General features: G+C 63.7%; 9 protein-coding genes and 1 pseudogene. 8 read left to right on the top strand and 2 right to left on the bottom strand.

All coding sequences use genetic code 11. From position 1 onward, the window contains the following. The 6 genes from Q0L57_RS27250 to Q0L57_RS27225 form a co-directional block, all read left to right on the top strand. Positions 1-227, top strand: a 227-nt coding sequence (locus Q0L57_RS27250) for an alpha amylase C-terminal domain-containing protein (RefSeq protein WP_296746171.1), incomplete at its 5' end; no start/stop codon positions are given. 52 nt (positions 228-279) lie between these two features. Further along, the gene (gene glgC, locus Q0L57_RS27245; protein ID WP_296746170.1) at positions 280-1,545 is read left to right on the top strand and encodes a glucose-1-phosphate adenylyltransferase; all 1,266 of its coding nucleotides are present in this window, start codon (positions 280-282) and stop codon (positions 1,543-1,545) included. 92 nt (positions 1,546-1,637) lie between these two features. Then, on the top strand, positions 1,638-3,083 hold the full coding sequence (gene glgA / locus Q0L57_RS27240) for a glycogen synthase GlgA (RefSeq protein WP_296746169.1): 1,446 nt from the start codon (positions 1,638-1,640) through the stop codon (positions 3,081-3,083). A 3-nt stretch (positions 3,084-3,086) separates the two neighbouring features. After that, on the top strand, positions 3,087-4,715 hold the full coding sequence (locus Q0L57_RS27235) for an alpha-D-glucose phosphate-specific phosphoglucomutase (protein ID WP_296746168.1): 1,629 nt from the start codon (positions 3,087-3,089) through the stop codon (positions 4,713-4,715). Between the two features lie 202 nt (positions 4,716-4,917). After that, positions 4,918-6,915, top strand: a complete 1,998-nt coding sequence (glgX, locus tag Q0L57_RS27230) for a glycogen debranching protein GlgX (protein ID WP_296746167.1) — start codon at positions 4,918-4,920, stop codon at positions 6,913-6,915. Beyond that, positions 6,915-8,555 (top strand): alpha-glucosidase family protein, encoded by a 1,641-nt coding sequence (locus Q0L57_RS27225; RefSeq protein ID WP_296746166.1) that lies wholly within the window; start codon positions 6,915-6,917, stop codon positions 8,553-8,555. Before glgX ends, Q0L57_RS27225 begins: the two co-directional genes overlap by 1 nt. Before the next feature lie 9 nt (positions 8,556-8,564). On the opposite strand, the gene Q0L57_RS27220 is transcribed toward Q0L57_RS27225, so the two are convergent. Beyond that, entirely contained in the window at positions 8,565-10,334 is a 1,770-nt protein-coding gene (locus Q0L57_RS27220; protein ID WP_296746165.1) for a TadG family pilus assembly protein, read from the bottom strand. Beyond that, the gene (locus Q0L57_RS27215) at positions 10,335-10,700 is read right to left on the bottom strand and encodes a TadE/TadG family type IV pilus assembly protein (RefSeq protein WP_296746164.1); all 366 of its coding nucleotides are present in this window, start codon (positions 10,698-10,700) and stop codon (positions 10,335-10,337) included. Positions 10,701-11,075: 375 nt separating this feature from the next. Between Q0L57_RS27215 and Q0L57_RS27210 the strand changes: the two genes are divergently transcribed. Next, positions 11,076-12,668 (top strand): peptide ABC transporter substrate-binding protein, encoded by a 1,593-nt coding sequence (locus Q0L57_RS27210; protein WP_296746163.1) that lies wholly within the window; start codon positions 11,076-11,078, stop codon positions 12,666-12,668. A 174-nt stretch (positions 12,669-12,842) separates the two neighbouring features. Then, a pseudogene (locus tag Q0L57_RS27205) lies at positions 12,843-13,092 on the top strand (ABC transporter); the annotation flags it as partial.

Genomic DNA, 13,092 nt, shown 5'->3' with positions numbered 1-13,092 from the left:
TCGCCAATTTCACGCCGGTGCCGCGCGAGAACTATCGCGTGCCGCTGCCGAAGGCGGGAAAGTGGCGCGAGATCATCAATACGGATGCCGCCGACTATGGCGGCTCTGGCATGGGCAATGGCGGCACGGTCGAGGCGAGCGGGGAAGGGGGCGGCGTATCGGCGACGATGCTGTTGCCGCCGCTGTCGACGATCATGCTTGAATTCGTCGCGGACCAAGCCAGATGATATCTCATCTGGCTAAAGTAATAATCCGGACAGCTTACTTGGGAGGGTAACAATGGCAGAGATCAAAAGAACCCAGCCGCTGGCGCGCGATGCCATGGCCTACGTGCTGGCCGGCGGCCGCGGCAGCCGCCTCAAGGAGCTGACCGACCGGCGCGCCAAGCCCGCCGTCTATTTCGGCGGCAAGACGCGCATCATCGATTTCGCCCTCTCCAACGCGCTGAACTCCGGCATTCGCCGCCTCGGCGTCGCCACCCAGTACAAGGCGCACTCGCTGATCCGCCACCTGCAGCGCGGCTGGAACTTCCTGCGGCCCGAGCGAAACGAGAGCTTCGACATCCTGCCGGCCTCGCAACGCGTCTCGGAAACGCAGTGGTATGAAGGCACCGCCGACGCCGTCTACCAGAACATCGACATCATCGAGGCCTATGGCCCCGAATACATGGTCATCCTTGCCGGCGACCACATCTACAAGATGGACTACGAGCTGATGCTGCGCCAGCACGTCGACGCCGGCGCCGACGTCACCGTCGGCTGCCTGGAGGTGCCGCGCATGGAGGCGACCGGCTTCGGCGTCATGCATGTCGATGGCAAGGACAACATCATCGCTTTCGTCGAAAAGCCGGCCGACCCGCCCGGCATCCCCGACAAGCCGGAGTTCGCCCTCGCATCGATGGGCATCTACGTCTTCAAGACCAAGTTCCTCATGGAGCAGTTGCGCCGCGACGCCGCCGAGCCCGGCTCGAGCCGCGACTTCGGCAAGGATATCATCCCCTATATCGTCGAGCACGGTAAGGCGGTCGCCCACCGCTTCGCCAAATCCTGCGTCCGTTCCTCGCATGAGTCCGAACCCTATTGGCGCGACGTCGGAACGGTGGACGCCTATTGGGAGGCCAACATCGACCTCACCGATGTGACCCCCGAGCTCGACCTCTACGATCGCGACTGGCCGATCTGGACCTATGCCGAATTGAAGCCGCCGGCAAAGTTCGTGCATGACGAGGATGGTCGCCGCGGCGAGGCGATCTCGTCGCTGGTGTCGGGCGACTGCATCATTTCCGGCGCCTCGCTGCGCCGCAGCCTGATCTTCACCGGCGCGCGCATAAACTCCTATTCCAAGCTCGAGGAAGTGGTGATGCTGCCCGACGTCCAGGTCGGCCGCAACGCGCGCCTCACGCGCGTCGTCATCGACCACGGCGTCCACATTCCGGAAGGGCTGGTGGTGGGCGAGGATCCGGCGCTCGACGCCAAGCGCTTCCGCGTTTCGGAAAAGGGCATCTGCCTGATCACGCAGGACATGATCAACAAGCTGTCGACCTGACAAGGTCGATCAGCAACGTGATCAGCAAGCTGACGACTTGATCAACAGATTGTCACTTTGACCTGTCACTTTGAGATCGGAATGTGGAGCGCATGCAGGTTCTATCGGTCACACCCGAGATTTTTCCGCTGATCAAGACCGGCGGGCTTGCCGACGTGACCGGCGCGTTGCCGATCGCGCTTGCCGGCAAGGGCGTGGCGATGCGCACGTTGATCCCCGGCTATCCAGTGGTGATGGCGGCCTTCGCCAAGAAGAAGGCCGTCTACCAGTATCCGCTGCTGCAGGGCGGCAAGGCGGCGGTCCACGCCGTCAAGATCGGCGACCTCGACCTCTTCGTGCTCGACGCGCCGCATCTGTTCGACCGCCAGGGCGGGCCTTACGGCACCGCTTCCGGCTCAGACTGGCCGGACAACTGGCGGCGCTTCGCGGCGCTGAGCCAGGTTGGCGGTGACATCGCCGGCGGCTCGATCTCCGGCTACCAGCCCGACCTCGTGCATGCCCATGACTGGCAGTCGGCGATGACGCTTGCTTATATGCGCTACGGCAAGGCCGTCGGCGTGCCGTCGCTGATTACCGTGCACAATCTCGCCTTCCAGGGCCAGTTCGGCGCCGGCATCTTCGGTGAGCTAGGGCTGCCGGGGGTCGCAATGCAGCTCGACGGCGTCGAATATTATGGCGGCGTTGGCTATCTCAAGGCCGGCCTGCAGGCCGCCTGGGCCATCACCACGGTAAGCCCGACCTACGCGCAGGAGATCCGCTCGCCCGAGTTCGGTATGGGCCTCGACGGGCTGATCAACATGCGCGCCGTCGACCTCTACGGCATCGTCAATGGCATCGACGTCGATATCTGGAATCCCGAGACCGACAAGCATCTGGTCGCCAATTACACCGCCGACACGCTCGAGGCGCGCCACCTCAACCGCAAGGCCGTCGAGGACCGCTTCAATCTGGAGGCGGACGACAGCCCCATCGTCTGTGTCATCAGCCGGCTCACCTGGCAGAAGGGGATGGATATACTGGCAGCGGTGGTCGACGGCGTTGTTCAGCGCGGGGCGCGATTGGCGGTCCTGGGGTCGGGCGATGCCGGCCTCGAAGGCTCGCTGCTGGCCGCAGCCGCTCGCCATCGCGGCCGTGTCGGTGTCGTCATCGGCTATGACGAGGGGCTGTCGCACGTCATGCAGGGCGGCTGCGATGCCATCGTCATTCCCTCGCGCTTCGAGCCCTGCGGTCTCACCCAGCTCTACGGCCTGCGCTATGGCTGCGTGCCTGTCGTCGCCCGCACGGGCGGGCTCGCCGACACCATCATCGACGCTAATGAAGCGGCGCTGTCGGCCGGCGTCGCCACCGGCTTCCAGTTCGCGCCGAACAATGGCGGCGCGATGCTGCACGCCATCCGCCGGCTGGTCGAGGCGCATGCCAGGCCCGCGGCTTGGGCCTCGATCCAGCGTCAGGGCATGAAGGCCGATGTCTCCTGGGACAAGAGCGCCGAGAAATACGTTGAACTTTATCGCTTGCTGCTTTCGAAAAGGGCTGCCTGAGGCATGATCAGAACCGTCTCCACCAAACCATACCCCGACCAGAAGCCAGGCACCTCCGGCCTTCGCAAGAAGGTACCCGTGTTCCAGCAGGAGCACTATGCCGAGAATTTCATCCAGTCGATCTTCGATGCCCTGGAAGGCTTTGAAGGCAAGACGCTGGTGATCGGCGGCGACGGCCGCTTCTACAACCGCGAGGTCATCCAGAAGGCCATCGCCATCGCCGCCGGCAACGGCTTTGGCAAGGTGATGGTCGGGCAGGGCGGCATCCTGTCGACGCCCGCCGCCTCCAACATCATCCGCAAGTACAAGACCTTCGGCGGCATCATCCTGTCGGCCAGCCATAATCCCGGCGGCCCGCACGAGGATTTCGGCATCAAGTACAATGCTGGCAATGGTGGCCCGGCGCCCGAAAAGATTACCGATGCGATCTTCGCCAAGTCGAAGGAGATCAAGAGCTTCAAGATCGCCGATATCGATGCGGTCGACATCGATACCATCGGCACCGTCAAGGCTGGCGAAATGACGGTCGAGGTTTTCGACTCGGTCAAGGACTACGCCGAATTGATGGAAAGCCTGTTCGATTTCGACGCGCTACGGAAGCTGTTCAAGTCGGGCTTCCGCATGCGGTTCGACGCCATGCACGCGGTCACCGGTCCCTATGCCAAGGAGATATTCGAGCGTCGCCTCGGCGCGGCCGACGGCACCTGCCGCAACTTCAAGCCGCTGCCGGATTTCGGTGGCCATCACCCCGACCCGAACCTAGTGCACGCCAAGCACCTCTATGACGAGATGATGGGGCCGAATGCGCCGGATTTCGGCGCGGCTTCCGATGGCGACGGCGACCGCAATCTCATCATCGGCAGGGGCATCTTCGTCACGCCGTCGGATTCGGTGGCGATGCTTTCGGCCAATGCGCGTCTGGCGCCGGGCTACAAGGACGGTCTGAAGGGCATCGCCCGCTCGATGCCGACCAGCGGGGCCGCCGACCGCGTCGCCGAAAAGCTCGGCATCGGCATCTACGAGACGCCAACCGGCTGGAAGTTCTTCGGCAACCTGCTCGACGCCGGCATGGCGACGATCTGCGGCGAGGAGAGCGCCGGCACTGGCTCCAATCATGTGCGCGAGAAGGACGGCCTGTGGGCTGTGCTCCTATGGCTCAACATCCTCGCGGTGCGCAATGAGAGCTGCAAGGACGTCGTCACCGAGCACTGGGCGACCTACGGCCGCAACTACTATTCGCGCCACGATTATGAAGAGGTCGAGGCCGATCGCGCCAACAAGTTGATCGACGAGTTGCGCGCCAAGCTCGGCTCGCTGCCCGGCACCAGCGTGCGTGGCCTGAAGATCGCCAATGCCGACGATTTTGCCTATCACGATCCGGTTGACGGCTCGACCAGCGAGCACCAGGGCATCCGCATCCTGTTCGAGGGCAGCTCGCGTGTGGTCTTCCGCCTGTCCGGCACCGGCACCTCCGGTGCGACGCTGCGCGTCTATATCGAGCGCTACGAACCGGACAAGGCGAGGCACGACCTCGACACCCAGGTAGCGTTGGCCGACCTCATAGCCGCCGCCGACGACATCGCCGGCATCAAGAGCCACACCGGCCGCAACAAGCCGAGCGTGATTACTTGAGGGTGGTAGCGACGACTCCCCCTTGTCCCCTTGTGGGAGAAGGGGGCCGAGCGAAGCTCGGTCGGATGAGGGGTGTTCCAGCTTGGCGCAAACTGGCGTTCCGATCGCCAGTGCCTCATTCCTTCACCCACCCCTCATCCGTCTCGGCGCTGCGCGCCGATCCACCTTCTCCCACAAGGGGAGAAGGGGAAGTCGCGCGTTCATGACCAACCTCGGCGCCATCGTCACCCCGGAAGGCATTCGCTTTGCGATCTGGTCGTCGTCGGCCCGTCGCCTCTGGGTCTCGATCTTCGACGATAGCGGCGCGCGCGAACTCGACCGGCTGGAGCTGAAGCCGGAAGCCGACGATGTGCATGCCCTTTTTGTCTCGGGTCTACACGAGGGCACGCGCTACGGCTTCCGCGCCGATGGCGACTACGCGCCGGAGCGGGGCCTGTGGTTCGACCCGGACAAACTGCTCACCGACCCTTATGCCATCGAGATCGACCGGCCCTACCAATACCACTGGCGGCTTGCCGCAAAACGCAACGAAGGCGCCGACACGGCCCCGTTGATGCCGAAGGCGATAGCCCTTCCACCGTTGGAACCCGTCGTGTCCCGGCCCCCGTTGTTCCAGCCCAGCGGCCTGATCTACGAGCTCAATGTCCGCTCCTTCACCAAGCTCCACCCGGACGTACCCGAGACGCAGCGCGGCACTATCGCGGCTCTCGCTCACCCTGCGATCGTCGAGCACCTGAAGCGTCTCGGCGTTTCCGCTGTCGAACTTATGCCGGTGACGGCATCGATCGACGAGCGCCATCTGCCGCCATTGGGTTTGAGCAATGCCTGGGGCTACAATCCGGTGACCTTCATGGCGCTCGACCCGCGCCTAGCGCCCGGCGGCTTGACGGAATTGCGCGACACCGTGGCCGCGCTGCGAAAGGCAGGCATAGGCACCATCCTCGACCTCGTCTTCAATCACACGGGCGAAAGCGACCGGCTCGGGCCTACATTGTCGCTGCGCGGCCTCGATGCTCAGGCCTATTACCGGCATTTGCCTGACGGCCGCCTGGCCAATGACACCGGCACCGGCAACACGGTCGCCTGCCACCGCCCGGTCGTGCGGGCAATGGTGCTCGACACGCTTCGCCATTTCGTCCGCCATGCCGGTGTCGACGGTTTCCGCTTCGACCTTGCCCCCGTGCTTGGCCGGGTCGACGGCGCGTTCGACGCGGACGCGCCTTTGCTCCAGGCCATCGCCGACGATCCTGTGCTCGCCGACCGGGTAATGGTCGCCGAGCCCTGGGACATCGGTCCGAATGGCTACCAGCTTGGCAATTTCCAACCGCCATACCTCGAATGGAACGACCGCTACCGCGACGATGTCAGGCGTTTCTGGCGGGGGGACGCCGGCGCGATAGGCGCTTTGGCCACGCGGCTAGCCGGCTCCTCGGACGTCTTCGGCAGGACAGGGCGGCCGGTAACCCGCACAGTCAACTTCATCGCCGCGCATGACGGCATGACGCTGGCCGACATCGTCGCTTATGAGCGTAAGCACAACGAGGCCAATGGCGAACAGAACCGCGACGGCCATGACGACAACCTGTCCTGGAACAATGGCGTCGAAGGCGAGACCGGCGATGCCGCGATCGCCGAGGCCCGCTTCGGCGACCAGCGCGCGCTGCTTGCGACGCTGTTCGCCTCGCGCGGCACGATCATGCTGACCGCCGGCGACGAGTTCGGCCGCACCCAGAAGGGCAACAACAACGCCTATGCGCAGGACAACGCCGTCACCTGGCTCGACTGGGCCGGCCGCGACGAGGCGCTTGAACTCTACACTGGAGCGCTTTCGCAATTGCGCCGCGCCTTCCCGGCGCTGGCGGAAACGCATTTCCTCACCGGCAGGCCGGCCGGCGGATTGGAAATCCCCGACGTCGCCTGGCTGACCGAAACCGGCGCGCCGCTCGGCGAGGGCGACTGGAACGATCCCGCCCGACATCGGCTCGTCATGCTGCTCGGCGATACCGAGGACCGCCTTGCCGTCATGCTCAATGGCGACCGCCGGCAATGCGTCTTCAGCCTGCCGCCGCGTGACGGTTTTGAGTGGCGCCCGGCAATCGAGGCGCAGGCTGTCGACCTGGCGCGGCCGCTGCCCGGCCGCAGCGTGGCTTTCATGATCGAGCGCCGGGCCGCAAAGGCCCGCGCCGGGAAGGGTTCTTGATGATTGATGAGAATGCGGGACAGGGGGCAGAATGGTGGCGCGGCTGCGTCATCTACCAGATCTATCCGCGCTCCTTCCAGGACACGACCGGCAACGGCAGCGGCGACCTCAAGGGCATCACCGCGCGGCTAGCCCATGTCGCTTCGCTCGGCGTCGACGCCGTCTGGCTCTCGCCCTTCTTCAAATCGCCAATGGCCGACATGGGCTATGACGTGTCGGACTATCGCGACGTCGACCCGATGTTCGGCACGCTGGAGGACTTCGATGCGCTCGTCGCCGAGGCGCATCGGCTCGGGTTGAAGATCATCATCGACCAGGTGATCTCGCACTCTTCCGACAAGCACGAATGGTTCGTCGAAAGCCGGGCCAGCCGCGATAACGCCAAGGCTGAATGGTACGTGTGGGCCGACGCGAAGCCGGACGGCAACGCCCCCAACAACTGGCTGTCCGTCTTCGGCGGGCCGTCCTGGGAGTGGGACGCCACGCGCCGACAGTATTACATGCATAATTTCCTGGCCGCGCAGCCGGACCTCAACTTCCACAATTCCGATGTTCAGGATGCGCTGCTGGACGCGGTGCGCTTCTGGCTGGAGCGCGGCGTCGACGGCTTCAGGCTAGATACGGTCAACTACTATGTCCACGATCGCTGGCTGCGCGACAACCCGCCGCTCGCGGCGAGCGTCGCCGGCACCAACGGTGCGACCAGCACCTATGCTTTCCAGGAGCATCTCTTCGACAAGACGCGCCCCGAGAACCTGGATTTCCTGAAGCGCTTCCGCGCGCTGCTGGACGAATATCCGGACCGCGCGGCGGTCGGCGAGGTCGGTGACGAGGAACGCTCGCTGCAGACGCTCGCCGCCTATGTCTCAGGCGGTGACAAATTGCAGATGTGCTACACCTTCGACCTGCTCGGCCCTCAATTCTCGGCCGCCCATGTGCGCGGCTGCGTCGAGGCGTTCGAGAACGCCGTGGCTGACGGCTGGGTCTGCTGGGCCTTTTCCAACCACGATGTCGTGCGTCACGTCAGCCGCTGGGCGCGACCCGGCGAGAGTACCGATACGATGGCGAAGTTCGCGATCGCGCTGCTCTCCTGCCTGCGTGGTTCGATCTGTCTCTACCAGGGCGAGGAGCTTGGGCTCGAAGAGGCCGAGCTCGCCTATGTGGATCTGCGCGATCCCGTCGGCATCCGCTTCTGGCCGGGCGTCAAGGGCAGGGATGGCTGCCGTACGCCGATGGTCTGGGAAGCCGGCGCCGACAATGGCGGCTTCTCGACGGGCAAGCCATGGCTGCCCGTGCCGCAGGCGCATCGCGCCCGCGCCGTCGATGTGGAAAATGGCGAAGGGGGGTCGGTGCTTGGCGCCTACCGGTTGGTCCTGGCCCTGCGCAAGCGCCACCCAGCGCTGATCACGGGCTCGATCCGCTTTCTCGATACCGAGGGCGACGTGCTGGCCTTTGTTCGCGATGGGGGCGGCGAAAAGCTCCTTTGCGTCTTCAATTTCGCCGCCGGGCCGGCAAGCTGGGCGTTGCCGGATATCGGAGCCGTCGAGGCCATCGATCCCGGTGTCGGAAACGCAGGCGTCCTCGAAGACAACGTGCTGGCCATGCCGGCGCTCGGCTGCTTCCTTGGCCGGATTGGCTGACTGCCGGCTCTACTGGACCAGCACAGCGCGTCCGCAGGTCGCGCCGGTGACGCGGACGTCGGCCGACCCGACGCTGACGCCGAGCGTCGAAAGCAAATTGTAGAGTAGGTTGTCGACCGGAGCGGTCACGCCGTTGAGCACGGTCGTCACCGCCGGGGTGATGGTGTTCAGCAGGCCGGTCACGTCGAGGCCGAGGCCGAGCGCGTTGATCGACATCGACAGGTTGTTGATCAGCGAGGATGTCAGCGACTGCGTTATGTTTCGCGTCGAAACGGTCTTTGTCGCCTTGTTGGCGATGTCCGTCGCGTTGAAGGTCAGCGTCTGCGGACCATTGTTGGTGATTGCGGTGGCGGCCGAGCCCATGACCTGCAGCAGCGGAATGTTGACCAGCAAAAGGCTGAGATTCACGTCCGCGATCTCGGCGTTTGTGAACGATTGCGGCTGGCTGAAGTTGGCGAAGCCCGTGCCGGTGGTGTTGGCAAGATGCAGCGCGGCGATGCCGGGTTGCGCGGCGATGGAAACCTTGATGCTGGAGGGGCCGTTCGGACAGGTGATGTTGGTCAATGTGGCTTGCGCGTAGGCGACCTCGACATTGAGCGGCAGATTGACCGCCAGCAGGTTGACGCCGCCACCCAGAGCCGAAGTGCCGATGGTCACGGACGACGAGATCTTGATCCGGGTCTGGGCGGTGCGCACCGTGGTGCCCACCTGGTTGATGGACAGCCACGGCGAGAACTGCATGGGTTCGCCGATGGCGATGGTCACGGTCGTAGAGGTAAGTCCCGGTATGGTGGCGCCAAGGTTGAGCGCAACCTGGTTGGTGCCGTTCGCCAGCACGGCGCCGGCCGTCAGCATTCCGATGGCGCTCGCGGAGACGCCGAGGCCAGGTGGCTTCTGACCGATCGCCAGGTTTCCGACGCCGCCAAGATCGACAAGCGTGTTGAGCGGGATCTTGACCGTGCTCGTGGCCTTGCCGGCAATCGCCTGCAAGGCGGCGGCGCTGGTTCCGTCAAGCCCGGGGACGCTGGCCATCGCGGCTGCGATCTGGCCGATCGTTGCCTTTGAGGCCAGCACGTCGGAATAGGTGCCGGCGGTCAGGTTCAACTGGGTCGCCAGTGCGCTCGTGAAGGAAAGCACGTCGACGTCGGCCGAGACCAGCGCGTTATAGTCCATGACGCTGAGCGAGATGTTGCCGCCCAGAAGGCCGCTGAGCAGCGAATTGAGGATGCCGCCATTGAGGCTGAGAAGCCTGGAGCCGACCGCGAAGGTTGCCATCGGCGTCATGCTGGCGGTCGCTTGCGTGCCGATGACGGGCGGTGGGATGAGCGCGCTGGCGAAATAGCGCGCGGGAATCTTGTGAAGGACGACGTTGACCGCGTTGTAGGGGGTCACACCTGCCTGAAAGCGCTGGCCGACCGCCGTCGTGGATGCCGCGGTATACTGGCCGGGCGTGATGGCCACGACAGTCTGTCCGGCGGTCGGCGTGACGGTCTGGCCCGGTTGCTGGACGATGATGCCGGGCATCCCGTTGTCCTTGAGCGTGGTGACCACGGCATTCTGGATGTCGGTGATATTCGACGCACCGGTGATCGCGGCCAGGTCGGTCATGGCCTGGGCAGTCCGGCGTTCGTTGTAGATGGAGGCCTCGTCGATGGCGAAGGCGGCCAGCGCCAGCGCAACCGGCGCGCTGAGCGCCGCCATGACGGCGAAGTTCGCTTTCTTGTCGCCGATCATCGATCGCGCGAGGCGAACCATCCTTGTCTGCAGCCGCCGCGCCATTCAGATGCCTCCGACCCGTATCGTGGATTGGCGTGAGATCGTGGTCGCGGGCAATCCGGCGCTGGGAATCAGGTTCCAGATCGGCAGGTTCCGGGCGTCGTACTGGATCGAGACGACGAACTGGCTGCCGTCGGCGGCGCTGTCATTGGCCTGGTAGGTCAGCTTGGTGGGATCGACGAAGAGGTAACCGTTGGCATTGTTGCTGAGAAAACTAGCCACCAGCGTCTGGCGTTCCGTCTGGTTCATTCCGGCGAGCGCCGTTCTCGCGGCATCCGCCGCCAGTTGCTGGATGGAACTGCTCGCGCCGAAATAAATTCCGTATGCAACCATTCCGAGCAGGAGCAGGATGAAGACCGGCGCCAGCATGGCGAACTCGACCGCCGACGTCGCCGTGACGTCGGCACGAAAGCAGGACCATGAAACGCGGAATTTTCGGTTCTTCAGCATGGGCCGGAGAATGCCAAAACCTGCTTGCAAAAACTGAAAACAACCGGAACAACCGATAGGTGTGGCAAGTTGAAATCGAGGTAAAAGCGTTAGTTTTCGCTATTTTAGCAAGATGCCGCTCACTCAACGTCAAGCAGCGGGTGGTTGAAATAAGATTTTCCTCTGTCTAGTCTCCTGCCACCAGCTGCCGGAAGGGACCGGCGGCACGCTCGAAAGGGGCCTTTTTGAACGGTTCCGGGGCGTCAACACGCAAAAGGTGTGGCTGAGGGGGCCGCGCCGACAGGGAGAGACTTCATGCTGAAAAACATGCTGAAGGCGACGGTGTTCGCCACCACCATGGCGCTGGCCACCGGTGCTTTCCACACATATGCCTTTGCCGACGTCGTCTACAACCGCGGCAGCGCCGCCGAGCCGGAATCGGTCGATCCGCACAAGACATCGACGGTTTACGAAGCCAACATCCTGCGCGACCTGTTCCAGGGGCTCGTGATGCAGGACGAGAAGGCCAATCTCATTCCCGGCGCCGCCGAAAGCTGGACGGTTTCGGACGACGGTACCGTCTACACCTTCAAGCTGCGCAAGGACGGCGTATGGTCCGACGGCTCCCCGGTGACAGCGCAGGACTTCGTCTTCGCGTTCCACCGGCTGGAAGATCCGGCGACCGCTGCCGAATATGCCTCGATGCTCTATCCGGTTAAGGGCGCGGAGGATTTCAACACCAAGAAGGGCAAGGCCGAGGACATGGGCGTGAAGGCGGTAGACGCCAACACGCTGGAAGTGACGCTCAAGGCGCCGACCCCTTACTTCCTGGAAATGCTCACCCACCAGGCGACCTATCCAGTGAACAAGGCCTCGATGGACAAGCTCGGCGCCGACTGGATCAAGCCGGGCAAGCTGGTTTCCAACGGCGCCTACACGCTCGCCGAATGGGTGCCCAACGACCACCTGAAGCTTGTCAAGAATCCGAAATTCTGGGATGCCGCCAACGTTAAGATCGACACCGTCAACTACATCCCGACCGAGGATCGCTCCTCGGCCATGAAGCGTTTCGAGGCCGGCGAGCTTGACAGCTATGACGACCTGCCGACCGAGCAGCTTGCCGACCTCAAGGCGAAGTTCGGCGACCAGATCAAGGTCGGCCCGTATCTCGGCACCTATTATTATTCGATCAAGACCGACAAGGCGCCTTGGGACAATGTCGAGCTGCGCAACGCCATCTCGATGGCGATCGACCGCGACTTCCTGGCTGAGAAGGTCTGGCAGAACTCGATGCTGCCCGGCTATTCGATGGTGCCTCCCGGCATCGAGGGCTACACGCCCGCAATGGCCAAATTCGCTGATATGTCGCAGATCGACCGCGAGGACGAGGCCAAGAAGATTCTTGAGAAACTCGGCTATACGCCCGAGCATCCGCTGAAGATGGAAATCCGCTACAACACCTCCGAGAACCACAAGAATACGGCGATCGCCATCCAGGAGCAGCTGAAGCCGCTCGGCGTCGAGGTGACCTTGCTCAACACCGACACCAAGACCCACTACGCCTTCCTTCAGCAGAAGGGCAATTACGACGTGGCGCGCGCCGCGTGGATCGCCGACTACAAGGATCCCGAAACCTTCCTCGGCATTTCGCGCAAGGCGAGCGGCAACAACTATTCGAACTACGACAGCGCCGCGTATGAGGCGGCGATGGACAAGGCGGCCGCCGCCGGCGGCAAGCCAGAGGAGCGCATGAAGGACCTCGCCGCGGCCGAGCGCATCCTTATCGACGATGAGGCGCAGATCCCGCTCCTCTATTACAGCTACCACGACATCGTTTCATCGAAGCTCCACGGCTTCACCGACAATGTCATGGACGTGCATCCGTCCCGCTTCATCTCCAAGGACTGACAGGCAAGCTTGGCCGCGCCGCCGTTCCCTTTTGGGAGCGGTGGCAGCGGTCTGTCGTTGTGCCGGACCGAAAGTCGGGTTGGATTTTCGGGGATACCGGTGCGAAGATCAGATACGCCGGTGCGCCCAGGTCTCCGTCTGGAGAGCTGTCGCCCTGGCTGAAGCGGAGCGCCGATGCTGCGTTATGTCTTCCGGCGGCTGTTGACCGCCATTCCGACGCTGTTCGTCATCGTGACGCTGGCGTTTTTCCTGATCCGCGTCGCCCCCGGCGGCCCGTTCAACCAGGAGCGGGGTCTGAGCCCGCAGATCCAGGCCAATCTCGAAGCCCAGTTCGGCCTCAATGATCCGCTCTGGCTGCAATATATCCACTATCTCGGCAACCTTTTGCGCGGCAATTTCGGCCCGAGCTACAACCTGCCTGACT

This window comes from Mesorhizobium sp., from assembly GCF_024509055.1.
Taxonomy (GTDB): domain Bacteria; phylum Pseudomonadota; class Alphaproteobacteria; order Rhizobiales; family Rhizobiaceae; genus Mesorhizobium.
The sequence above is the reverse complement of the archived record's forward strand: the minus strand, read 5'-3'. Positions and strand labels throughout refer to the sequence as shown.